At 74.6% G+C, this 24052-nt stretch carries 18 protein-coding genes and 1 riboswitch; of the genes, 6 read left to right on the top strand and 12 right to left on the bottom strand.

The window, feature by feature from the left end; all coding sequences use genetic code 11:
• Positions 1-2 precede the first annotated feature (2 nt).
• The 3 genes from Q0840_RS04900 to Q0840_RS04890 are packed head-to-tail and all read right to left on the bottom strand — an operon-like array spanning position 3 to position 4628.
• Positions 3-1199 carry an alkaline phosphatase family protein gene (locus Q0840_RS04900; protein WP_298456998.1) on the bottom strand — a complete coding sequence of 399 codons (1197 nt, stop codon included), beginning with the start codon at positions 1197-1199 and terminating at the stop codon, positions 3-5.
• Entirely contained in the window at positions 1196-1771 is a 576-nt protein-coding gene (locus tag Q0840_RS04895) for a DUF5998 family protein (RefSeq protein WP_298456996.1), read from the bottom strand. Before Q0840_RS04895 ends, Q0840_RS04900 begins: the two co-directional genes overlap by 4 nt.
• Positions 1772-1817: 46 nt before the next feature.
• Positions 1818-4628, bottom strand: coding sequence for a GNAT family N-acetyltransferase (locus tag Q0840_RS04890; RefSeq protein ID WP_298456994.1), 2811 nt, complete (start codon positions 4626-4628; stop codon positions 1818-1820).
• A gap of 180 nt (positions 4629-4808) precedes the next feature.
• Between Q0840_RS04890 and Q0840_RS04885 the strand changes: the two genes are divergently transcribed.
• Complete coding sequence (locus Q0840_RS04885; RefSeq protein WP_298456992.1) at positions 4809-7289, top strand: DNA topoisomerase (ATP-hydrolyzing) subunit A; 2481 nt, start codon at positions 4809-4811, stop codon at positions 7287-7289.
• A gap of 126 nt (positions 7290-7415) precedes the next feature.
• Here the strand turns inward: Q0840_RS04885 and Q0840_RS04880 are convergent, their stop codons facing one another.
• Together Q0840_RS04880 and Q0840_RS04875 are read right to left on the bottom strand one after the other, a co-directional pair.
• Positions 7416-8489 carry a GNAT family N-acetyltransferase gene (locus tag Q0840_RS04880; RefSeq protein ID WP_298456990.1) on the bottom strand — a complete coding sequence of 358 codons (1074 nt, stop codon included), beginning with the start codon at positions 8487-8489 and terminating at the stop codon, positions 7416-7418.
• A 51-nt stretch (positions 8490-8540) separates the two neighbouring features.
• The gene (locus Q0840_RS04875) at positions 8541-10667 is read right to left on the bottom strand and encodes a type IIA DNA topoisomerase subunit B (RefSeq protein WP_298456988.1); all 2127 of its coding nucleotides are present in this window, start codon (positions 10665-10667) and stop codon (positions 8541-8543) included.
• Between the two features lie 231 nt (positions 10668-10898).
• Here Q0840_RS04875 and Q0840_RS04870 point away from each other — a divergent pair, with 231 nt between their 5' ends.
• A complete protein-coding gene (locus Q0840_RS04870) occupies positions 10899-11153 on the top strand; it encodes a hypothetical protein (RefSeq protein ID WP_298457227.1) in 255 nt (84 codons plus the stop codon).
• A 130-nt stretch (positions 11154-11283) separates the two neighbouring features.
• Here Q0840_RS04870 and Q0840_RS04865 read toward each other — a convergent pair whose 3' ends face one another.
• The gene (locus tag Q0840_RS04865; RefSeq protein ID WP_298456986.1) at positions 11284-11484 is read right to left on the bottom strand and encodes a hypothetical protein; all 201 of its coding nucleotides are present in this window, start codon (positions 11482-11484) and stop codon (positions 11284-11286) included.
• A gap of 15 nt (positions 11485-11499) precedes the next feature.
• A riboswitch (cyclic di-GMP riboswitch) is annotated at positions 11500-11576 on the bottom strand.
• Positions 11577-11937: 361 nt separating this feature from the next.
• Between Q0840_RS04865 and Q0840_RS04860 the strand changes: the two genes are divergently transcribed.
• On the top strand, positions 11938-12186 hold the full coding sequence (locus Q0840_RS04860; protein ID WP_298456985.1) for a hypothetical protein: 249 nt from the start codon (positions 11938-11940) through the stop codon (positions 12184-12186).
• A gap of 185 nt (positions 12187-12371) precedes the next feature.
• Here Q0840_RS04860 and Q0840_RS04855 read toward each other — a convergent pair whose 3' ends face one another.
• The 3 genes from Q0840_RS04855 to Q0840_RS04845 all read right to left on the bottom strand — a co-directional run bounded on the left by Q0840_RS04855 (position 12372) and on the right by Q0840_RS04845 (position 15873).
• On the bottom strand, positions 12372-13940 hold the full coding sequence (locus Q0840_RS04855; RefSeq protein ID WP_298456984.1) for an RNA polymerase sigma factor: 1569 nt from the start codon (positions 13938-13940) through the stop codon (positions 12372-12374).
• 128 nt (positions 13941-14068) lie between these two features.
• Positions 14069-14500: a universal stress protein gene (locus Q0840_RS04850; protein WP_298456982.1), complete on the bottom strand. Its 432-nt coding sequence runs from the start codon at positions 14498-14500 to the stop codon at positions 14069-14071.
• 95 nt (positions 14501-14595) lie between these two features.
• Positions 14596-15873 (bottom strand): DUF4192 domain-containing protein, encoded by a 1278-nt coding sequence (locus tag Q0840_RS04845; RefSeq protein ID WP_298456980.1) that lies wholly within the window; start codon positions 15871-15873, stop codon positions 14596-14598.
• 181 nt (positions 15874-16054) lie between these two features.
• Here Q0840_RS04845 and Q0840_RS04840 point away from each other — a divergent pair, with 181 nt between their 5' ends.
• Complete coding sequence (locus Q0840_RS04840) at positions 16055-17164, top strand: polyprenyl synthetase family protein (protein ID WP_298456977.1); 1110 nt, start codon at positions 16055-16057, stop codon at positions 17162-17164.
• Between the two features lie 115 nt (positions 17165-17279).
• Here the strand turns inward: Q0840_RS04840 and Q0840_RS04835 are convergent, their stop codons facing one another.
• Positions 17280-17699: an Rv2175c family DNA-binding protein gene (locus Q0840_RS04835; protein ID WP_298456975.1), complete on the bottom strand. Its 420-nt coding sequence runs from the start codon at positions 17697-17699 to the stop codon at positions 17280-17282.
• A 219-nt stretch (positions 17700-17918) separates the two neighbouring features.
• Between Q0840_RS04835 and Q0840_RS04830 the strand changes: the two genes are divergently transcribed.
• Positions 17919-19310, top strand: a complete 1392-nt coding sequence (locus Q0840_RS04830) for a LysM peptidoglycan-binding domain-containing protein (protein WP_298456973.1) — start codon at positions 17919-17921, stop codon at positions 19308-19310.
• Positions 19311-19360: 50 nt separating this feature from the next.
• Positions 19361-21349, top strand: a complete 1989-nt coding sequence (pknB, locus tag Q0840_RS04825; RefSeq protein ID WP_298456971.1) for a Stk1 family PASTA domain-containing Ser/Thr kinase — start codon at positions 19361-19363, stop codon at positions 21347-21349.
• A gap of 68 nt (positions 21350-21417) precedes the next feature.
• On the opposite strand, the gene Q0840_RS04820 is transcribed toward pknB, so the two are convergent.
• On the bottom strand, positions 21418-22794 hold the full coding sequence (locus tag Q0840_RS04820; RefSeq protein ID WP_298456969.1) for a class II 3-deoxy-7-phosphoheptulonate synthase: 1377 nt from the start codon (positions 22792-22794) through the stop codon (positions 21418-21420).
• Positions 22791-24008 (bottom strand): pyrophosphate--fructose-6-phosphate 1-phosphotransferase, encoded by a 1218-nt coding sequence (locus tag Q0840_RS04815; RefSeq protein WP_298456968.1) that lies wholly within the window; start codon positions 24006-24008, stop codon positions 22791-22793. The genes Q0840_RS04820 and Q0840_RS04815 overlap by 4 nt, the downstream gene beginning before the upstream one ends.
• Between the last annotated feature and the right edge of the window lie 44 nt (positions 24009-24052).

Here is a 24052-nt window from a genome sequence, read left to right as displayed (position 1 = left end):
CCCTAGCGGCTGTGCACGGTCAGCAGGGGCACGGTCATCTCGGCCGGGGTGAAGGACCCGTGCACGCCGATCAGGTCCAGCGACGCGGCGCTCTGGGTCCGCGAGTCCACCACGGTGCTGCGTCCCGTCGTCGCCACGACGACGTCGCCCAGCACGGGCCGCACGTGGTCGGCGATCGGTCCGAACCACCCCGCGGCGATCGCCTCGTCGCGGGTCGCCACCACGGCCGCGGGTCCGAGCGTGGCACGCCACCGGGCGGCGACCGCCTCGACGTGCTCCGCACCGGTGCCGCGGGTGTGGACGTGCAGCGCGCGCGGCTCGCCCGCGACCAGCTCGACGTCCTCGGCGAGCGCGGGGGTGGTGGCGACGTCCCACCGGCTCGACAGGTCGACGTCCACCATCCCGTGGTCGGCCGTCACGGCCAGCAGGGTGCCCGGCGGCAGCATCCGGGCGAGCCGAGCGAGCTCACGGTCCAGCTCGGCCAGCGCCTCGCCCCACTGCCACGACCCGACCCCGTGGTGGTGGCCGGTCTTGTCGACGTCGCCCCAGTACAGGTAGACGAGCGCCGGTCCCATCAGGGCGTACACGGCGGCGTCGACCCGGTCGGCCAGGCTCTCCGCACGCTGGTACGCGCCACCGCGCAGGACGGCCTCGGTGAGCCCCGACCCTGCGAAGCGGGCGGGCCCGACGGTCGTGACGGGGACGCCGCCGGCGTCGACCTGCTCGAAGACGGTCGGCTCGCGCTGCCACTGCCGGGCGGGGCCGACGTCCGTCCACGACACGAGGTTCGCCAGCGCCCCGGTCCCCGGGTGGCGCGCGGTGTAGCCCACCATCCCGGTGCGCCCCGGTCCGCGGCCCGTGCCGAGCAGCCCGAGGGACGCGGCGGTGGTCGAGGGGTACCCCGTGACGAGCCGCCGCCCGTCGGCGAGCAGCGAGCGCAGGAACGGGGCGTGACCGGCCCGCTCGGACAGGTTCTCCCACCCCAGCCCGTCGACCAGCACGAGGCAGACCCGGTCCACCCGGGGCAGCCCGAGGTCCGCCCTGGACCGCGCGGAGAGCCCGTCGCCGAGCGGCACGCCGACCGCGTCGGCGACCGCGGGCAGCACCGCACCCAGGCTCTCGCCCGTGTACCGGGGGGCGACGAGGCCGGCCTCACGGAAGCCCGGCACCAGCGTGGTGCCGGCGGCCGGGGCCGTCATCGGGTGCGCGCGCTGGCGGCCGAGAGCCGGCGGGCGAACTCCGCCGCGGCACGCACCGCCCCCGGGCCCTCCGCGCCCGAGCTGATCCGGACCACGATGTCGTCCGGCGTCATGGTGCCGGTGAGCCCGTGGTCGGCCTCGCAGGACGGGTCCGGGCAGCTCGCCGGCTCCAGGTCGATGCGGGACACCGCACCCCAGCCGACCGCGAGCGTGAGCTCGGCGGCGACCACGCCGGCGATGTGCTGCTCGGGGTTGGTGATGACGTGGGTGAGCGCGACCGACCGCAGCTCCGACAGCGGCACGGACTCGGTGGTGGCCGACGCGCTGGTGGCGGGGTGCTCGCTGTCGGCCGGGTGGTCGTCGACGTGGGCGACCACGAGCCGGGTGCCCGTGAGCACGAGCACGGTGACGTGGCGCCGCACCTCGTTGGCGTCGAAGGTGGTCTCCGGGTGCACCAGGTGGGCGAGGACCGGCTCGTCCGCGAGCGCGACGTCCAGGACGTCGGCGACGAGCTCGGGGTAGTACCCGGCGCGGTGGAGGTCGGCTTGCAGGTCGGTGGTTGCTCCGGTCACCGCGCCATCTTTCCATCCGGTGCGCACCGACGCGTACCCACGCAGGTCACGCCGGCAGCGAGCGTCGTGACGTGTCGGTCCGGCTCGCGACCGCGAGCTCGACCCGGGCGGAGAGCACGGCCGCCCCGCTCTCGGCGACGACGACCGGGTGCAGCTCGAGCGTCCGCACCTCGGGGTGGTCGGCCGCGAGCACCGACACGCGGGCGATCACGTCCTCGAGCGCGGTGACGTCGGCCGGCGGCAGCCCGCGGTAGCCGAACAGCCGCGGCGCGGCGCGCACCGACCGCACGAGCTCGGCGACGTCGACGTCGGTCAGCGGCGGGATGGCCTGGGAGATGTCCCCGAGCAGCTCGCTCGCGTCCCCGGCGAGCCCGAACGACACCACGGGCCCGAACAGGGGGTCCTCGGTCGAGCGGACGACGCAGGCCACCCCGGCCGGCGCCATCCGCTGCACCTCCAGCGGTGCGTAGTGCGCACCCAGGTGGGCCGCGCGCTCCTGGAGCTGCTGGACGTCACCGCGCAGGCCCTCGGGCGTGTCGATGTCCAGCCGCACCCCGCCGAGGTCCGCGCGGTGGCGCAGCCGCGACGCCGTGCTCTTGAGGGCCACCGGCCAGCCGAGCTCCTGCGCCGCGGCGACCGCCTCGTCCGGCCCGGTCACCGTGCGCGCCGGCCACAGCTCGATCCCGTACAGCCCCAGGAGCTGGGCGGCCTCGGCCCGGGACAGCCGGACCGGACCGTCGCCGCCCGCCGCGTCGAGGTGCGCCCGGATCACCCGGCGCGCACGGTTGCGGTCGATCCCCGAGGGGACCACGGGCTGCCCGTGGTCCTTCTGCTGCCAGGCCGCGTACCCGACCACCGCGCCTAGTGCGGCCACGGCGCCCTCGGGGGTGGAGTAGGCCGGGACCGTCCACGCCCGCCCGTCGCCGTCGGTGGCGGTCAGGGTGTCGGTGAGTCCGTGCAGGCCCAGCACGCAGGCGACGGTCGTCGCGCCGGACCCGGCGGCCGCCTCGGCGACCGCGCGCGCCAGCCGGGTCGAGGCGCCGCCGACCGTCGGCACGTGCACCGCGATCACCACGTCGCACTCGCCGTCCGCGTACAGCGCGCGCAGGGCCGCGCCGAGCGCCTCGTCGGTCGTGTCCTCGTCGAAGGTGACCACACGGCCCGTCGTCTCCAGCTTGGCCGCGGCGGCCGCCTCGGTCGCGATCGCCGCCGTCGACGAGGAGCCGGCCACGATCCCGACCCGGCGCCCGCGCGGCAGCGGCTGGCTGGCGAACAGCTGGGCGATGTCGAGCATCGCGTGGGTGTTGGCGGCCCGCACCACGCCCGACTGGCGCAGCACCTCCTCGACGGTGCGGCGCGAGGAGCGGGTGGGTCGCACCGCGTGGCCCGGCGGCACGACGGGGCCCGACTGCCCCGCGGTCACCACGACGACCGGCTTGACCGCCGAGAGCCGGCGGGCGATGCGGGAGAACTTGCGGGGGTTGCCGATGGACTCCAGGTACAGGCCCACGACCTCGGTGGCCGGGTCCTCCTCCCAGAACTGCATGAGGTCGTTGCCCGACACGTCGGCGCGGTGGCCGGCCGAGACGAACGAGGACACGCCGAGGGCCCGGTTCGTGACCGAGGCCAGGATCGGCACCGCCATCGGCGCGGACTGGCAGAACAGCCCCAGCACGCCGGGGCGCGGCAGCTCCTCGGCGAGCGAGGCGTTCATCGGCGGGCCGGCCGCGGCGTCGAAGAAGCCGTACGACGCCGGGCCCACGAGCCGCATCCCGGCCGCGTGCGCGGACCGGACGAGCTCGCGCTGCAGCGCGAGCCCCGCCTCGCCGGTCTCGGCGAACCCGGTGGAGAGCATCACCACGCTGCGCACGCCGAGCGGCCCGAGCCGGCGCACGACCGACACGACGTCGGCCGGCGGCAGCGCGACGACCGCGAGCTCGACCGGGCCGGGGACGTCCGCGAGCCGGTCCCAGTACTCGACGAGGGTCGCCTCGCCGTCGGCACTGCCGGGCCCGGACCACCACGTCTGCAGCGGCAGCCCGTCGTGCCCGGTGGTCTCCGGCAGTCCCACCACGTGCAGCGCGCGGGTGCTGCTGCCGGCCAGCGCCGCGAACGCGCGCCGCACCAGCAGGTCGAGCACCGAGCCGTGCGGGGCCCGTGCGGCACCGACCAGGAGGACCGAGCGCGCCCCGAGCAGCCGCTGGACGCTGCGAGCCTCGGCGCGGTGCTCGCGGTCGGCGGTCACCGCGAGCGACTTGTCGGTCGGGTCGATGTCGAAGACCACCGTCACGACGCCGTCGTCCACGGTCTGGGACACCTCGTAGCCGGCCTCGCGGAACACCGCGATCATCCGGCCGTTCTGGGGCAGCACCTCGGCGGTGAAGCGTCGGACGCCGACCTCGCGGGCCGCCGCCGCGAGGTGCTCGAGCAGCACCGACCCCAGTCCGCGGCCGTGGTGGGCGTCGGCGATGTTGAACGCCACCTCCGCCTCGTCGGTGGTGATCCGGTCGAACCGCGCGACCCCGATGATCTGCTCCGTCGCGGCGTCGGCCGCGGCGGTCTCCCCCGGCTCCTGCGGCGGCACGGCGCGCACGGCGATCAGCGCCACCCGGTCGACGTGGTCGACGGTGGTGAACCGGGCCAGGTCCCGCTCGGGCAGCCGCTCCAGGGCGGCGAAGAACCGCATGTACGTCGACCGCTCGGACTGCGCGACGTGGAAAGCCTGCAGCGCGGGCGCGTCGGCCGGGGTGATCGGCCGGATGTGCGTCGTCTCGCCGTCCCGCAGGACGACGTCGGCCTCCCAGCCTTCGGGGTAGGGGGCGTCGGACTGCGGGCGAGGATCGGTCGGTCCGGCCATGGGCCCCAGGCTAGGGGGTGCGCCGGGCGCGCCGGGTGCCGGACCGGCGCGCGCAGGCGGGACAATAGGGCCGCCGCCCGGCGTGCCCGCACGCCCACGCGGCCGACCGCACGCACCGCCCCACCCGACCGCCGTCGGCCCCCGGGGCGCACACCGCACCACCGAGAGGCTGCCCCACCCATGGCGCGACGCACGGCCACCCCGCCCCCGGCCGGAGAGGACTTCGCCGAGCACATCGTCGACATCGACGTCTCGGAGGAGATGCGCGGGTCGTTCCTCGAGTACGCGTACTCGGTCATCTACACCCGGGCCCTGCCGGACGCGCGCGACGGGCTCAAGCCGGTCCAGCGACGCATCGTGTACCAGATGGCGGACATGGGGCTGCGTCCGGACCGCGCGCACGTGAAGTCCGCGCGCGTGGTCGGCGAGGTGATGGGCAAGCTGCACCCGCACGGCGACGCGTCGATCTACGACGCCCTGGTGCGGCTGGCGCAGTCGTGGGCGCTGCGGGTGCCGCTCGTGGACGGCCACGGCAACTTCGGCTCGCTCGACGACGGCCCGGCGGCCTCCCGGTACACCGAGGCCCGGATGGCGCCGGCGGCGCTGGTCATGACGGCGGGCCTGGACGAGGACGTCGTCGACTTCGTGCCGAACTACGACAACAAGCTGACCCAGCCCGACGTCCTGCCCGCGGCCCTGCCGAACCTGCTGGTCAACGGCGCGTCCGGGATCGCCGTCGGCATGGCCACGAACATGGCCCCGCACAACCTGGTCGAGGTGATCGCCGCCGCCCGCCACCTGGTCACCCACCCGGACGCGACGCTCGAGGACCTGATGCGCCTGGTGCCCGGGCCGGACCTGCCGACCGGCGGCAAGATCGTCGGGCTCGACGGCGTCCGGGACGCCTACCGCACCGGCCGCGGCGCGTTCCGGACCCGGGCGACGACGCGGATCGAGAGCGTCACCGCCAAGCGCAAGGGCATCGTCGTCAGCGAGCTGCCCTACATGGTCGGCCCGGAGAAGGTGATCGAGAAGATCAAGGAGGGCGTGCAGGCCAAGAAGCTGGCCGGGATCAGCGACGTGATGGACCTGACCGACCGCACCAACGGCCTGCGGCTGGTGATCGAGATCAAGACGGGCTTCAACCCCGAGGCGGTGCTCGAGCAGCTGTACCGGTACACGCCGCTGGAGGAGTCGTTCAACATCAACAACGTCGCGCTCGTCGACGGCCAGCCGCGCACCCTGGGCCTGGTCGAGCTGCTGCGGGTGTGGGTGGACCACCGGGTCGACGTCGTGCGGCGCCGCAGCCGGTTCCGGCTGGCCAAGCGGACCGACCGTCTGCACCTGGTCGAGGGTCTGCTCGTCGCGATCACCGACATCGACGAGGTGATCCAGGTGATCCGGACGTCGGACGACGCCGAGGTCGCCAAGGCCCGGCTGCGGGACGTCTTCGACCTGACCGACCCGCAGGCCGAGTACATCCTCGAGCTGCGGCTGCGTCGGCTGACCCGGTTCTCCCGGATCGAGCTCGAGAGAGAGCAGGCCGGGCTGCTCGAGGAGATCGCCGCGCTGCGCGCGATCCTGGACGACGAGGCCCGGCTGCGCGACGTCGTCTCCGACGAGATGGCCGAGGTCGCCCGCGCCCACGGGACCCCCCGCCGCACCATCCTGCTGGACTCCGCCGGCGGCGAGGCCGCCGTCACCCGCCGGACGGCGGCCCCGCTGGAGATCGAGGACACCGCGTGCTGGGTCCTGCTCTCGGCGACCGGGCTGCTGGCCCGCACCACCGACGACGCGCGCCCGTCCCGCGCGGGCGCCCGGCACCGCCACGACGTGCTGCGCGCCGCCGTCCCCGCCACCGCCCGCGGCGAGGTGGCGGCGGTCACCAACCGCGGCCGGCTCGTGCGCGTGCCGGTGCTGGACCTGCCGTCCCTGCCGCCGACCGAGGGCGCGCCCAGCCTGTCCGGGGGCGTCCCGGTCGGCGAGCTCGTCGCGCTGGCCGCCGGCGAGACCCTCGTCTCGCTGGCCTCGCTCGACCCCGGCGCCGCGACCCTGGCCCTGGGGACGGCGGCCGGCGTCGTCAAGCGCGTGGCCCCCGGCGACGTGCCGGCCCGCGAGTCGTGGGACGTCATCGCGCTCAAGGACGGCGACGAGGTGGTCGGCGCCGCCCCCGCCGCGGACGGCGACGAGCTCGTGCTGGTGAGCTCGGACGCGTCGCTGCTGCACTTCGCCGCCTCCGCGGTCCGCCCGCAGGGCCGGTCGGCGGGTGGCATGGCCGGGATGAAGCTCACGCCGGGGCAGCGCGTGGTGTTCTTCGGTGTCGTCTCCCCCCCGACCTCCGCCACCGACGACGCCGCCGACGACGACGGCGGTCTCGCGGTGGTGACGATCGCGGGCTCGTCCGCGGCACTGCCCGGCACGGAGGTGGGCAGCGCCAAGACCACACCGTTCGGGCTGTACCCCGGCAAGGGGCGGGCGACCGGCGGCGTCCGCGCGCACCGCTTCCTCAAGGGCGAGGACTCGCTCGTGCTGGCGTGGGTCGGTCCGACCCCGCCGCGGGCCACCGGCTCGGCGGGGCAGCCGGTCGAGCTGCCCCCGGTGGACCGGCGCCGCGACGGGTCCGGCGTCGTGCTGCCGGCCCCCGTGCACGCGGTGGGCTGAGCGCCCGCACAGGCCCCCGCATCGCGCACCGCACACGCGGCCGGCCGCCCCCGGGCCCGGGGGCGGCCGGCCGACACGCCCCGGGCGCCGGTGCGCTCGGCGGGCGCGCTCGGTCGCCGGGGTCTCTCAGAGCTCGATGGAGTACATCACCGAGCCGTGCCGCACCTCGTACCCCAGGCGCTCGTACAGGCCGTGGGCACCGGACGGGTTCTCGGTGTCGACGTCGAGCTCGGCGTACTGGATCCCGTCTGCGCGGAACGCCGCCATCGACGCGGCGAGCAGCGCGGGGGCGAGCCGCCGGCCGCGGTAGGCCCGGCGCACCCCGAGGATCTCGGTGTACCCGCTCGTGTAGCCCGCCACCGCCCAGTCCTGCTCGTACCGGCCCGTCATCGCGTACGCGGCGACGACCGGGGCGCCGTCGACGGGCTCGGCGGCCTCGTCGAGCACGAGGAAGCTCCACTCCGGGGCGAACTTGGACCGGCCCGTGCTCCAGCTCTCCGCGGTCGCCGGCTCGCTGCCCCAGTGGTCGCGGAACGCGTCGTTGTGCGCGAACCGGACCGCCTCGTCGAGCTCCGGCGACCACGGCACGACCCGCAGGCCGGCGTCGAGCTCCACGACGGGCAGCTCGCCGGCCAGGTCCCGGCGCATCGTCCGGTAGTACCGGCGCGGCTCGAGACCCGCCGCGGCCAGGAGCCGGCGGGTCCCGGCCGCGTCCTCCTCGGCGTACGCGGCCAGCCGGGCGGGCAGCTCCTTGCCGGACTCGGCGAGCTTCTGCCGGCCCCGGCCGAGCTGCCAGGCGAACAGCGCACGACCGATGCCCCGGCCGCGCCACTGCGGGTGCACGCCGCCGTCGAGGAATGCGCGCACCGTCCTGGAGTCGCCCGGTCGCACCTCGGCGGTCCCGTAGGCGCGCAGGACGCCGTCGGCGTCCCACCCGGCGAGGGAGTCGCGGGCCATGTCCTTCCAGTCGCCGTCGAACTTCTCGGCGACCTCGTCGACGTCCGTGCGGGTGGGCGGCTGGTCGGCGTCCTCGATCGCGGCGACGAGCCCGTGCAGCTCGCCGGCGTCGGCGCGCTCGAGCGGGCGCCACCGCAGCCCGAGCGCCTGGGGCGGCTCGCTGAGGGTGGCGGGCGGCTGGGCCCGCTCGGCGATCGGGCGCAGCGTCGGCGCAGGCGAAGGCTGGGTCGAGGTGTCGGTCATGCGCTGCACGCTATCGACCCGGTCGCGGGCGCCGCGACCGGATATGGCGGGTCAGACGTCGATGCGGCTCGAGTCGACGTGGTGCGCCCCGGCGACGATGAAGTCCTTGCGCGGTGCGACGTCGGTGCCCATCAGCAGCTCGAACACCCGCTCGGCGGCCTCGGCGTGCTCCATCCGGACGCGGCGCAGGGTCCGGTGCCGCGGGTCCATCGTGGTCTCCGCGAGCTGGTCGGCGTCCATCTCCCCCAGGCCCTTGTAGCGCTGGATGTCCTCCTTGTAGCGCTTGCCGGCCCGGTCCAGCCGCTTGAGCGTCGCGACGAGCTCCGCCTCGGAGTACGTGTAGATGTACTCGTTCTTGCGCGAGCCGGCGCCGATCACCTCCACCCGGTGCAGCGGCGGCACCGCCGCGTACACCCGGCCGGCATCGATGAGCGGGCGCATGTACCGGAAGAAGAGCGTCAGCAGCAGGGTGCGGATGTGGGCGCCGTCGACGTCGGCGTCGGTCATCAGCACGATCTTGCCGTAGCGCGCGGCGTCGAGCTCGAACGAGCGACCGGAGCCGGCCCCGATCACCTGGATGATCGCGGCGCACTCGGCGTTCTTGAGCATGTCCGTGATCGACGCCTTCTGGACGTTGAGGATCTTGCCGCGGATCGGCAGCAGCGCCTGGAAGTCCGAGCTGCGCGCGAGCTTCGCCGTCCCCAGCGCGCTGTCCCCCTCGACGATGAACAGCTCGGAGCGGTCGACGTCGTCGCTGCGGCAGTCCGCGAGCTTGGCCGGCAGGGACGAGCTCTCAAGCGCGTTCTTGCGGCGCGAGATCTCCTTCTGCTTGCGTGCGCTCATCCGGGCGCGCATCTCGGCGACGACCTTGTCCAGCAGCAGGCTCGCCTGCGCCTTCTCGTCCCGCTTCGTGGAGGTGAGCAGCGCCCCGAGCTCGGTGTCGACGACCTTGGCCACGATGCCGCGCACCGGCGCGGTGCCCAGCACCTCCTTGGTCTGGCCCTCGAACTGCGGCTCGGCGAGCCGGACCGTCAGCACGGCGGTCAGCCCGGCGAGCACGTCGTCCTTCTCGATGCGCTCGTTGTCCTTGGTGGACACCTTGAGCCGGCGCGCGTTCGCATCGACCGCCTTGCGGACGGTGCGCAGCAGCCCGGTCTCGAAGCCCGCCAGGTGGGCGCCGCCCTTCGGCGTCGCGATGACGTTGACGAAGCTGCGCACCTCGGTCTCGTAGCCGGTCCCCCACCGCAGGGCGATGTCGACCTCGCAGTCGCGGGTGACCTCCTGCGGGCTGAGGTGACCGCGGGAGTCGAGCACGGGCACCGTCTCGGTGAAGCTGCCCGAGCCGGTCAGGTGCCAGGTGTCGGTGACCGGGGCGTCCGGCGCGAGGAACTCCACGAAGTCGCGCGTGCCGCCGTGGTGGACGAAGGACTCCTCGTGCGGTCCGTCTGCACCGGGCGTGCCGGGCAGGCGGCGCTCGTCGCGCACGGTGATCGCGAGGCCCGGCACCAGGAAGGTGGTCTGCCGGATCCGGGTGACGAGCTCGTCGTAGGAGAAGACGGCGGTCTTCGGGAAGACCTGCCGGTCGGCCCAGTAGCGCACCCGCGTCCCCGTGCGCCCCCTCGGGACCTTGCCGACGACGGCGAGCTCGGAGTTGTCGACGAACGGCCGGAACGGCGCGTCCGGGCGCGGGCCGGCGACGCCGTCGTCGAACACGCCGGGCTCGCCCTGGTGGAACGTCATGCGGTGCGTCCGGCCGCCGCGGTCCACCTCGACGTCCAGGCGCGCGGAGAGCGCGTTGACGACGCTCGACCCGACCCCGTGCAGGCCGCCCGAGGCCGCGTACGAGCCACCGCCGAACTTGCCGCCCGCGTGCAGCTTGGTGAAGACGACCTCGACGCCGCTGAGCCCGGTCTTGGGCTCCGCGTCGACCGGGATGCCACGCCCGTCGTCACGCACCTCCACGGACTGGTCCTCGTGCAGGATCACGTCGATGATCGAGCAGTGCCCGGCCAGCGCCTCGTCGACGGAGTTGTCGATGATCTCCCACAGACAGTGCATGAGGCCCCGGGAGTCGGTCGAGCCGATGTACATCCCGGGGCGCTTGCGCACCGCCTCCAGGCCCTCGAGCACCGACAGGTGCCGGGCGGTGTAGCTGGACTCAGCGGAAGCGGTCGACACGAGGTCCGAGCCTAGTCGTTGCACCGCCGCCCCCCGCGGCGCCATGCCGTCGAGCCCGCCCGGGCGGCGCGCGCAGGCGTGTCGGCGCGGTCTCCGCGCCGCGGTGCGGCCGGGTGCCGGCCGTGGTGCGGACCGCGGCGCCGGCGGTGGTGCCGACGCCCCGGTCGGGGTCCACACCGCCGGTCGGGTGGTCCCGGCTTCGCGGTGAGCGAATTGCGGTTCCCCGACGGCATGCATCCTGCGGTCGGATGGTTACATGTTCTCGTGACAGCAACGACGACCGAACCCCTGACCGCGGCAGACCGTTGCGACCGTTGCAACGCCCAGGCCTATGTCCGTGTGGTGATGCCGAGCGGCGAGCTCCTGTTCTGCGCCCACCACGCCCGAGAGCACGCCCCGAAGTTCACCGCCCTGGCGACCCACGTCCAGGACGAGACCGACCGCCTCCTCGCCGAGCACGGCGCCGGCGCCGCGGCGGTCCGCTGAGCCGGACCGGGCAGCGGGTCCCCTGCGACCCGCGACCCCCGCGACGAAGGGCCCGACCATCCGGTCGGGCCCTTCGTCGTGCTGCGGTCCGGGTTGCTCCTCGCCCCCGCGATCCCGGGGGGACGCGCGGTCAGCGCACCTGGGCCGGGACGAAGCCGAGCAGGGTGGCTCCGGTCGTGATGGTCTGGCGGCGCAGGAGCCGCTCCAGCGCGGACCCGGCCTCCGGTCGCTGCGGCCCCGTCGGCGACAGCGTCAGGTGGGGGCCCTGCTCCGAGGACGGCACGCCGTCGCCGGTCATGCCCGCGCGGGAGGGGGTGGTGTAGTCGGACATCTGTCGCTCCTGTCGTTCGGTGACCCGGCTGACCCCTCGGGGGTCCCGTGGCTTTGCGTCCCCGCCTCTCGACGGGTTTGCCCTTCTCGCTGACGACCCAGAACGTATCGCACGAATCGGGCAAGTCCGCCGGTGGTGCCCGGTTTTCACCCGCTTGCACCCCCGGTGGGTGCAACCGGGCGCGCCCCCGGTGCCGGCGGCACGTCGACGCCGCGGACGACGCCGGGCCGTCGACCCGATCCCTCGAGCCGGGGCGGCCACCGGACCAGGCGGCGACGGCACGCGTCCACGGACGGGTGACGGCCCCCTCTCGACGAGCCGGTCCTGCGACCTCCCGGTACGCTCAGGCAGAACTTCACCCGGGTGATCGGCCGTCGTCACCACACGTTCACGCCTCGCCGTGATAGTGGCCGCGAGCCCGGTGTGCCGGGACCGGTCGGAGAGGACGTCACCGTGTCGACCTACGTGTGCGTGGATGGCCCGCTCGAAGGACGATCCTTCCGCTGGCGGCGACTGCCGCGCCGAGGTCGTCCGGTCAAGGTCGCCCTGGTCGACGTCGGGCACGCGGTGCTCGAGGTCGAGTACGAGGTGCAGCGGCCGGCGGACAGCACCCGCCCGGGTGACCTGCGCTTCGTGCGGGCGCGTGACGTCCGGCACCAGCCGGCGTGGCGGGTGCGGGCCCGCCGCCCCCTGCACCTGTGACCCGCCGGTCCGCGCACCCGCACGCCTGACGGCGTCGGGCGGTTCCGGCCCCGTTCCCGTCGGGCCCCGCGGCGGGTGGGCCACGGGACGACGCCCCCGTCCGGGACGCGAGGCCCGGGACGACCGTGGGCCCCGTCCCGACCGGGTGGTCGGGACAGGGCCCACGGTGCAGCTCGAGCTCGGCGTCAGTCGAGGTAGTCGCGCAGCACCTGCGAACGGCTGGGGTGACGCAGCTTGGACATCGTCTTGGACTCGATCTGACGGATCCGCTCGCGCGTGACCCCGTACACCTTGCCGATCTCGTCCAGCGTCTTGGGCTGGCCGTCGGTCAGGCCGAACCGCATGGACACGACGCCGGCCTCGCGCTCGGACAGGGTGTCGAGCACCTGGTGCAGCTGCTCCTGCAGCAGCGTGAAGCTGACCGCGTCCGCAGGCACGACCGCCTCGGAGTCCTCGATGAGGTCACCGAACTCGCTGTCGCCGTCCTCGCCGAGAGGGGTGTGCAGGGAGATCGGCTCGCGACCGTACTTCTGGACCTCGACGACCTTCTCCGGGGTCATGTCGAGCTCCTTGGCGAGCTCCTCCGGCGTGGGCTCGCGGCCCAGGTCCTGGAGCATCTGCCGCTGGACGCGGGCGAGCTTGTTGATGACCTCGACCATGTGCACCGGGATGCGGATGGTCCGCGCCTGGTCCGCCATCGCGCGGGTGATGGCCTGGCGGATCCACCACGTCGCGTAGGTCGAGAACTTGTAGCCCTTGGTGTAGTCGAACTTCTCGACCGCACGGATCAGGCCGAGGTTGCCCTCCTGGATCAGGTCCAGGAAGAGCATGCCGCGACCGGTGTAGCGCTTGGCCAGCGACACCACCAGGCGCAGGTTGGCCTCGAGCAGGTGGTTCTTGGCGCGACGGCCGTCGCCCGCGATCCACTCCAGCTCGCGCCGCATCTTCGGCTCGAGCTTCGTCCCGGAGTTCAGCCGCTCCTCGGCGAACAGGCCGGCCTCGATCCGCTTGGCGAGCTCGACCTCCTGCTCGGCGTTGAGGAGGGCGACCTTGCCGATCTGCTTGAGGTAGTCCTTGACCGGGTCCGCGGTGGCACCGGCGGTGACGACCTGCTGCGCCGGGGCGTCGTCGTCGTCGGCGTCGGAGTAGACGAAGCCGACACCCTCCTCGGTCTCCTCGCCCGGCTTGGTGGCTGCACCGTCGACCACGGCGTCGTCGCCGACCACCGCGGCGTCGACGTCCTCGACGGCGACGTCCTCCGGGTCCGGCGCGTCGGTCACGGCGCCCGGATCGGCGGCCGCGGCCTTCGCGGCAGCGGCGGACTTGGCGGTGGAGGCCTTGGCGGTGCTGGCCTTGGCTGCCGTCGTCTTGGCGGCGCTCGCACGCTTGGTCGCCGGCTTGGCGTCGGCCGGGTCGCCCTCGGCCGCGGTGGCCTTCTTGGCCGGCGTGCGGCGCTTCGCCGGGGCGGGCGTCTCGGGGTCGACCGTCGCGCTCGCGCCCTTGCGGGCGGTGGTGGTGGCGGCAGCGACCTTGACCGTGCCGGTCACCGGCTCCGCGACGGTGACACCGGCGGCCGCGAGGCCGCGGTAGACGACCTTCAGCCGCTTGGCGTCGTTGACCTCCGCGGACTCGCACGCAGCACGGAACGCCTCAGCGTCCACCGTGCCGTGCGTACGTCCGTGCACCACCAGCTCCTGGAGTGCGGGGTGCTCGAACTCGCGCGGTAGTGCAGGATTCGGGGAGAGGGATGACACGAACGACCTTTCGGCAGCGCAGGCTCGGACGTCGAGCCCCGGGGGTACACATCTATTGTACCGGCCGAGGCCCCTCACGACGGGCTCGCGTGCGCCTCGATCGGGGGCTGGGCGCCCGGACGGGCGGGTTACGACGACCTAACCGTCGGCTCCGCGTCGTCATTCCCCCCGGGCTTGACCGCGAGCACGGGACAGGGTGCGTCGAGCAGGATCCGCTGGGCGTTGACCCCGAGGATGAGCTTGCCGACCGGGCTGCGCCGGCGCAGCCCGATCACGATCAGCGTCCCGTCGCTCTCCTCGGCGGCGCCGATGAGGTCCTCGGCGACGTCGCGCCCCTCGGACGACTCACGCACGTCGTACGGCACACCGGTCGCGTCCAGCTCGCGGCGCAGGTCCTCGAGCTGACGTGCGGCGTCGGCCGTCGCCTGCTCCGACGGCGGGGCCGGCTTCGCGCTCTGCACCACGAGCAGCCGGGTGGAGCGACGCCCCGCCTCGGCGATCGCCGCGTCGAGCGCTGCTCGACCTTCGCGTGTGGCCAGGTACCCGACGACGATGGTCATGCGTCCTCCGCTGCGCTCGCCCGCACGTCCCTCCGATGGGCCGCGGTCGGTCGACCGTACCGGAGCCGATGGGTGGCGTCAGCGCCGGTCCGGCCTCAGCCGCTCATGCGTACCCATCCCGGTGCCAGGCCGGCGCCGACAGCCTCGGCGAGCAGGTGCGCGAGCCGGTGTCCGGGATCCGCGGCGAGCGCACGGTCGATCAGCACACCCGCCCGGGCACCGTCGCCGCCCCACCACGCCAGCAGGCCCAGGAGCGTCAGCGCCGGGGCCCTGGCCGCCCCGGCCGAGTGGCCGACCACCTGCTCCAGGAGCAGCGTCGCGGGCAGGTGCACGTCGGGATCGGGCGGCACGCCGTCGCGCGGGCTGACCACGGCCGCCAGCACCCGCGCCACCTCCGTGCCGAACCCCACGGCGCCGACCGCCGACGGGTGCAGCGATCGCTCCGGCAGATCGGCCGCGCCCGGCACCAGCGTCAGCAGGACGGCGTCGCGCACCGGGACGTCGCCGAGGTCCGCGGCCAGCCGCCCGAGCGCGGCGGCGCCCGGACCGCGCCCTCCACGCCGCACCTCCTCCAGCTCACGACGCCACGACAGCAGACCGTCGGCCCGCCACCGCCCGAGCGCCGCGGGCCCCTGCTCCTGCGCCACGGCCCGTCGGACCGTGCGACGCGCCGCGGCCCGCGCGGCGTTGCGCCGGGCGGCGGCACCTGCCGGGACGTCCGGGACGAGCGCCTCGCGGGAGTCGGCGACCATCGCACCGGCGAGCACCATGTGCGCACCCACCTCCGTCGACTCCAGGTCCCGCAGCGGTCGCCCTCCGGGCGGGCAGCAGTCGACGTCGAGGCAGTCCAGCGACAGGTAGCCCGTGGGTGCGACCACCCACACCGCGACGTCGCCGAGGAAGGCCGTGGCGGCCTGCCGAAACGTCCGGACGGCAGCCAGCGCCTGTGGGGCAGGGTCCGGCGTGCCCCCGGGTCCCGCCGGCCGGACCACACCGGCCGGGACGGCCGCGCCCGCCGCGTCCCCGGGCGCCCCCGTCGCGCCGCGCTCGGCCGGACGAGATGACGGGGATGACCGCGACGGCAGGGACGGCCGCGACGGCAGGGCGCGCGGATCGACGTCGGCGTACAGCACGAGCACGGCCTGCGCCGCGCCGTCACCCACCAGGTGGGTGACCAGGCGCCGGGCGAGCTGGGGGCCCAGGCACGCGTCGGCGAGGTCGGCGAGGTCCACCCGGGCGATGAGCCCGACCCGACCACGCGGTGGGCGGAGCGCCACGGCGACGGCGCTCCGCTCGGGCCGGAAGCCCAGCTGGTACGGCAGCAGGGCGAGCAGCTCGCGGGGCTCGCGGACCCGGATCGTGGTGGCGTCCATGGACACGAGCGAACCGGCACCGCCGGCTCGCCGGACCGGCGACGGGGGGGCCGTGTGGACGCGACCGCCGTGTCGATGCCTGGGGTCGGCACTCGCGCCGGGTGTCCGCGCGGGCGGGCGCCAGCGTCGGGTCGCGCGTGGGCTCGGCTCGGGGCCCCGGAGCGCCCGTAGGCTGCCCCGCGTGAGCCGAACCGCCGCCGCCCTGGTCGACGTCGAGGGCGTGCGACCGCACGTCGACGCCCTGCTGGCCGAGTACGTCGCCGCCGAACGGGCGGTCCTGACGGAGCTCGGCCCGGACAGCGCCGTGCTCACCGACGCCGTCGCCCGGATGCTGACGGGTGGAAAGCGGCTGCGTGCGGCGTTCTGCTACTGGTCCTTCCGTGCGCACGGCGGCCGGCCGGGGACCCCCGAGGCCGACGCCGTGCTGCGCGTGGGTGCGGCGCTCGAGCTCTTCCAGGCGGCCGCGCTCTTCCACGACGACGTCATGGACGACTCCGACACGCGGCGCGGCCTGCCCGCCGCGCACCGCAGCTTCGCGGACCTGCACGAGCGGTCGGGCTGGTCGGGGAGCCACGAGAGGTTCGGCGAGGCCGCGGCGATCCTGCTCGGCGACCTCACGCTGGTCGCGAGCGAGTCGCAGTTCAGCCGGGCGACCGCTGTGCTCGACCCGTCGATCGCCGCCGCGGCACGGGACGTGTTCGACCTGATGCGCACCGAGGTGACGGCCGGGCAGTACCTCGACGTGCTGGCCCAGGCCCTGCCGTGGGGTCTGGACCCCGAGGCGGACGAGACCCGTGCTCGCGAGGTGATCCGTGCGAAGTCGGCCCGGTACAGCGTCGAGCACCCGGTCGTGCTGGGTGCCGCGCTGGCCGGCGCGGACGAGCCCGCCCGCCGCGCGTGCACCGCGTTCGGCCTGCCGCTGGGCGAGGCGTTCCAGCTGCGCGACGACCTGCTCGGCGTCTTCGGTGACCCCGCGGCGACGGGGAAGCCCGCAGGCGACGACGTCCGGGAGGGCAAGCGGACGGTGCTGGTGGCGCGGGCCATGGCGGCGGCGGACGACAGCCAGCGGGCCACCCTCAGGTCGCGGCTCGGCGTGCGTGACCTGTCCGACGACGACGTCGCCGAGGTGGCGCGGGTGATCCGGGGCACGGGTGCGGACGATGCGGTGGAGGCGCTGATCGCGAGCCTGTCCGCCACGGCGTTCGGCGCACTGCGGAGCGCTCCGCTCGCCGAGCCGGGCAAGTCCATGATCACCGAGCTCGCGCACGCCGCGGTCGACCGCGCGGCCTGACCGGGCCACGACGCACCGCCCGGCGGGAGGCGGTCGCCCGGACCTGCGCGCGCGACGCGGACGCCCCGGACCGGGGCACGGGAGGCCGGCCGCCGGGGCGAGGGCCCGGGCGCCGTCAGACCAGGGTCTGAGCGCGGCGGCGCACCTCGCTCTTGGAGCCGGCGCGCAGAGCCTGCATCGGCGCGCGGCCCAGGACGTCGTCGGGCGAGAACAGCCACTCGACGGACTCGGCGGCGTCGAAGCCCGCGTCGCCCAGCACGGTCAGCGTCCCCCGCAGCGCCGTGAGCACGGCCCACTGCGGGGAGTCGGGGGCGGTCGACGCCGCAGCGGGAGCGGCGGGGTTGGCCAGGTGCACCGGCACGAGGAAGTCGGCCGGCACGGACAGGACCGGCGGGTCGCCCCGTCGGACCGCGGCCAGCCGCCCCTCCTGGAGCAGCCGGCGCACCTTGCCGACGTCGATCCCGAGCCGGTCGGCGACATCCGGGAGCGTGAGCCAGTCCGGGACGAGGGCATCGAGAGCAGCGGTGTCCGTCACGGCGCCAGCGTACGCAGCCCGGCCCCGTACCCGGGTCGTCCGGCCGGCGTCCGGGCGTCCACGACCGGCGAGCTGCGGACGTCCGGGTGAATCACACCGTCGGAATTCGCCGGCTCTGCTTTCCACCCGCCTGGGCCTCCGATACGTTCAGCGCAGTCCCAGCAGTCACAGCAGTCACTGCTGCCCCAGTTTTCTCATCACTCACACGCGAGGACCGACATGACGCAGCCCGCCACCGCCCGCCAGGACGCGACCCCGCGCTCGGCCGACCGGCCGAGCGCCACGGATGTCGGCGGCCTCTCGCGGTCGGCCCGCCGGCGGGTGACGGCGGGTACCGGTGCGACGCTCGCGCTGGCGGTCGCGTCCGTCACCGGCGCCGGCACCGCGCACGCGGACGAGCAGTACACGGTTCGCTCGGGCGACACGGTGTCGCACATCGCCCTGCGCACGGGCAGCTCGGTCGGGGCGATCACCCGGGCGAACAACCTGCCCAGCAGTGCCGGGATCCGGATCGGTCAGACCCTGACCATCCCGTCGGCGGCCGCCGCGGCGCCCGCGGCCGCCGCACCGGTCGGCTACACCGTCCGGTCGGGTGACACCGTCTCGGCCATCGCGCACCGGCACGGCACGACCGTGGCCGCCGTCGTCGCCGCCAACGGCCTGGACGCCCGGGCGCTCATTCGCATCGGCCAGCAGCTGACCATCCCCGGCGCCGCCGGCACCGCCGCCCCCGCCCCGACAGCGGCCCCGGCAGCGGCAGCCGGCTACACCGTGGTCCCGGGTGACACCGTCTCGGGCATCGCCCGCAAGCACGGCACCACCGTCGCCGCCGTCGTCGCCGCCAACGGCCTGGACGCCCGGGCGCTCATCCGCATCGGCCAGCGGCTCACCATCCCCGGCACCGCCGCGCCCGCGCCGGCCGCAGCCCCGGCTCCGGCCGCGGCGGCCGGCTACACCGTCGTCCCGGGTGACACCGTCTCGGGCATCGCCCGCAAGCACGGCACCACCGTCGCCGCCGTCGTCGCCGCCAACGGCCTGGACGCCCGCGCCACCATCCGCATCGGCCAGCGGCTCACCGTCCCGGGAGCGACCGCCTCCGCCTCCGCTCCGGCGCCCGCCACCCAGCTCGTCGGCAACACCTTCGCCGGACGGACCTACGCGGACTCGGTCGTCGCCTCGGCGAACGCCAACAAGGCCAGCCTGCTGGCCATGGGCGTGCCGTCGAAGGCCGCCATGCAGTCCAAGGTCGTCGAGACGGCGCGTGCGATGGGCGTGGACCCGGCGCTCGCGCAGGCGGTCGCGTTCCAGGAGTCGGGCTTCAACCAGACCGCCGTCTCACCCGCCAACGCGATCGGCACGATGCAGGTGATCCCGTCCTCGGGCGTGTGGGCCAGCGACCTCGTGGGTCGCCAGCTCAACCTGCTCGACCCGGACGACAACGTCACCGCGGGCGTGGCCATCCTGCGCCAGCTCCTGCGGATCAGCCCGGACCTGCCGTCGGCCATCGCCGGCTACTACCAGGGCGCGTCCTCCGTCAAGCGCAACGGCATGTTCGCCGACACCCGTCGGTACGTCGCGAGCGTCCAGACGCACATGAGCCGCTTCCGCTGACCGACGCGCCGTGACGGGTCCGCGGGACGGTCGCCCGTAGGATGACGCCCGTGGGAACCACCATCAGCGATCCCCTGGTCGGCCACCTGGTCGACGGGCGCTACGAGGTCGTCTCCCGCATCGCGCGTGGCGGCATGGCCACCGTCTACCTGGCCGTCGACCGGCGGCTGGACCGCGAGGTCGCGCTCAAGGTCATGCATCCCCACCTGGCCGAGGGAGCCAGCGGGACGGCTTTCGTGGCCCGGTTCCGGCGGGAGGCACGCGCGGCTGCACGCCTGACCCACCCGGGGCTGGTCGGCGTCTACGACCAGGGCATCGACGGCGACACGAGCTACCTGACGATGGAGTACGTCGACGGCACGAACCTGCGCCGGCACCTGGGCGAGCGCGGTTCGCTGTCCGTCGGGGAGTCGTTCGCGGTGCTGGAGTCCGTCCTGGACGCGCTCGCCGCGGCGCACCGGTCCGGGCTGGTGCACCGCGACGTCAAGCCCGAGAACGTGCTGCTCGCGTCGGACGGGCGGGTCAAGCTCACCGACTTCGGCCTGGCTCGAGCGGTCACCGAGGTGACGTCGACGACCACCGGCACCGTGCTCGGGACCGTCGCGTACCTCGGGCCCGAGCTCGTCTCCCGCGGGCTGTCCGACACCCGTACCGACGTGTACGCGGCGGGCATCCTGCTCTACGAGATGATCACCGGCCGGCAGCCGTTCACCGGCGAGACGCCGATCCAGGTCGCGTTCCAGCACGTCAACTCCGACATCCCCGCGCCGTCGCGCGCGGTGGACTGGCTGCCGCAGGAGGTCGACGAGCTCGTCGCCGCCCTCGCGGCACGCGAGCCGGACGACCGGCCCGCCGACGCGGGCGCGGCGCTCGCCCTGGTCCGGCGCACCCGCACCTCGCTCGACGAGGCGACCTTGGGCCGGCGCGCCGACGTCGCCCCCACCATCACCCTGCACCCGGCGACCGTCGATCCCGAGGCCCAGCCGGCCGAGCAGGCCGGACCGGGGGACGACCGTCGTCCCCGCACCGGGGCGACGGCACGGATCGACGTCGACGACCACGGCTCGACGGTGGCGCTGCCCATCGGCGCCGGGGTCCGCACCGAGCAGGAGCGCGCCGCCGACGACCGCCGCGCGACAGCTCCCGCCCGCCGCCGCCGGCGACTGGTCTGGGCGCTCGTCCTCGCCCTCGTGGTCGCGCTCGTGACCGCCGGTGGCTGGTGGTTCGTCACCCTCGGGCCTGGTGCGTTCACCACCGTGCCCGACGTCGTGGGCGAGGAGCAGGCGGCGGCGACCGAGGAGCTCACGGCGGCCGGCCTCGAGGTCGACGCCGTGGAGGCCTTCGACGAGGAGGCGGCCGGCACGGTCATCGCGTCGGCTCCGGACCCGGGTGCGGCCGTCCGCCGCGACGGCACGGTCGAGATCACCGTGTCCCGCGGCCCGGAGATGACCACCGTGCCGGCGGACCTGGTCGGGGCCACGTCGGAGGCGGCGCAGGAGGCGCTGCAGACCGCCGGGCTCGTGCTGGGCGAGACGCAGGCCGTCTACGACGACGACGTCCCCGAGGGTGCCGTGATGGCCGTCTCCCCCGAGGGCGGGACCGAGCTGCCCAAGGGCGACGAGGTGGTGCTCACGGTGTCGCGGGGGCCCGCGCCGGTCACCATCCCGCAGGTCATCGGGGCCACCCGGGATCAGGCGACCGAGGACCTCGAGTCCGAGGGACTCGCCGTCGAGGTGACCGAGGCCTACAGCGACACCGTCCCGGCCGGGTCGGTGATCGAGCAGAGCCCGGTGCAGGGCACGGCCGGCCGGCGCGGCGACGTCGTGACGGTGGTCGTCTCGCTCGGGCCCGAGCTCATCGAGGTGCCGGACGTGGTGGGCGAGCAGTACGCGGCCGCGGCCGAGCGGCTGACCGCGCTCGGGTTCGTACCCAGCCGGGAGAACGTCCTGGGCGGGTTCTTCGGCACGGTCCGCCAGCAGAGCGTCGAGGGCGGCGACCGGGTGCCGCGGGGCACCACCATCCGGCTCACGGTCGTCTAGGCCGCCCGGACCGCGCGACGGCGGGCCACCCCCGGGAAGGAGGCGGCCCGCCGGTCAGGTGCCGACGGTCAGTGACCGCGCATGAGCTGCACGACCCCGAACGCCATCTCCAGCGACTGCTGGTGGTTCAGGCGCGGGTCCACGAGGGTCTCGTAGCGCCGGGCCAGGCCGGCGTCGTCGATCTCCTCGCTGCCGCCGAGCACCTCGGTGACGTCGTCGCCGGTCAGCTCGATGTGCAGGCCACCCGGGACCGTGCCCAGCCCGCGGTGCACCTCGAAGAAGCCCCGGACCTCGTCGAGCACGTCGCTGAGCCGGCGGGTCTTGTACCCGCTCGCGGACGTGATCGTGTTGCCGTGCATCGGGTCGCACACCCAGGTGACCGGCGACCCGTGCGCGGTGACCTTCTCCACGAGGGACGGCAGCGCGTCGCGCACGGTGCCGGCGCCCATGCGGGTGATGAACGTCAGCCGTCCCGGCTCGCCGGCCGGGTTCAGCCGGTCCATCAGGCCCAAGGCGTCGTCGGGCGTCGTCGTGGGTCCCAGCTTGACACCGACCGGGTTGCGCACCCGGGACAGGAAGTCGACGTGGGCACCGTCCACCTGACGGGTGCGCTCCCCGATCCACAGGAAGTGGGCCGAGCAGTCGTACGGCAGCCCGGTCCGCGAGTCGATCCGCGTCAGCGGCCGCTCGTAGTCCAGGAGCAGCGCCTCGTGGCTGGAGAAGAACTCGACCGTGCGCAGCGCGTCGAAGTCCGCGCCGCACGCCGCCATGAACCGGATGGCGCGGTCGATCTCCGCCGCGGTCTCCTCGTAGCGGGCGTACGCCGGGTTGGCCATGAAGCCGCGGTTCCACTCGTGCACGCGGCGCAGGTCGGCGAACCCCCCGGTCGTGAAGGCGCGCAGCAGGTTCAGCGTCGCGGCGCTCGTGTGGTACGCCTGCAGCAGTCGCTCGGGATCCGGCACGCGCGCCTCGGGCGTGAAGGCGTGCCCGTTGATGATGTCCCCGCGGTAGGCCGGCAGCGTGACGTCGTCGCGCGTCTCGGAGTTCGCGCTGCGCGGCTTGGCGTACTGCCCGGCCATCCGCCCCATCTTGATCACCGGCAGGCTGGCGCCGTACGTCAGGACGACGGCCATCTGCAGGATCGTCTTGATCTTGTTGCGGATGTTGTCCGCCGTGGCCTCGGCGAAGGTCTCCGCGCAGTCACCGCCCTGGAGCAGGAACGCCTCCCCCCGCGCGGCGGCCGCGAGCCGGCTCTTGAGGACGTCGGCCTCACCCGCGAACACGAGCGGCGGCAGCGCGGTCAGGCGCTCCCCGACCTGCGCGACGTGCTCGGGGTCGGGCCAGGTCGGCTGCTGCGCGACCGGCAGCGTGCGCCAGTGGTCCAGCCCGGCCAGGACCGAGGGGTCCGGCACGACGTCGGCGACGTCCGCCTGCGGGAAGATCATGACGTCACCGGGACGAGCCGCTGGCCGATCCCGTCCAGCAGCGCGCCGAACCAGTCCTGCGAGACGTCGAACGCCTTGCCGCCGGCGATCCGCGGGAACGCGATCGCCTTCAGGCGGTCGCCGTCCTCCTCGTCGTGGCCGATGACGCCGGACTCGCCGCGCAGCGCACACTCCACCGCGAGGTCGGTCATCGACTTGATCAGGCGCAGGTCCTCGGCGTTCGCGGCGGCGGCCCGCGAGTAGTAGCCGCTCTTCTGCACCATGACCTTCTCCGCGCCCAGCTTCTCGGCGAACTGCTTGGCGAACCACTGCCCGGGGTTGATGGTGTCCAGGCGGACGTGGCCGAACGGGTCCCTCGGGACCTCCTCGCCGGAGGACTCGAGCTGCTCGACGATCTCGTGCATGCCGGCGCCCTCGGACAGGAAGATGTTGACGTTGCCGACCTCGTCCATGACGCCCCGCAGCCGCTGCGCCTCGGCCTCGATGTCGAGCGTCAGCTCCGGGAGGAAGACGGCGTGGATGTCCCAGCGCTCGCGCGTCAGGCCGATGCCGGGCACCCACTCCTGGGTGTCCAGCCACCTGCGGTACTCCGCGGCCGCGGCGGCGGTCAGCCAGCCGCAGTGCCGCCCCATGACCTCGTGCACGATGAGCATGCGCGGGCCCGAGCGGTGCTCGCCGATGACGTTGCGGGCGAACCCGGCCGCCTCCTCGGCGGCGGTCCAGGCACCGAGCGACTGCTTGATCGGCACGACGTCGTTGTCGATCGTCTTGGGCAGGCCGACCACGGTCAGCTCGTAGCCGTTCTCGTGCAGGTACGCGGCGAGGTCCGCCGCCGTGGTGTTCGTGTCGTCACCGCCGATGGTGTGCAGGACGTCGACGCCGTCGGCCTTGAGACGGTCGGCCGCGACCTTCAGCGGGTCCTGCCCGTCCTCGACGAGGCCGCGCCGGACGAGGTCCGCCGCGTTGGTCAGCTTGACGCGCGAGTTGCCGATCGGCGAGCCGCCGAACCGGTGCAGGATCCCGGCCTTGGCGCGGGTCTCGTCGTCGACGACCAGGGTGTTGCCCGTCAGGAGACCGTGGTAGCCGTGCTGGTAGGCGATGATCTCGACCTCCGGCGCGATCTCGGTGTAGCGCTCGATGAGGCCTCCGACAGCGGAGGACAGGCACGGAGCGAAGCCACCCGCGGTCAGGAGAGCGACGCGACGGACCGACATGAGACAGCACCCTTCGTAGATCTGCACCGGGCGGCCCTGTGCGC

Source organism: uncultured Cellulomonas sp., assembly GCF_947494015.1.
Lineage (GTDB): Bacteria > Actinomycetota > Actinomycetes > Actinomycetales > Cellulomonadaceae > Pengzhenrongella.
Note: the sequence above shows the minus strand (reverse complement) of the source record. Positions and strands in the feature narration are given on the sequence as shown.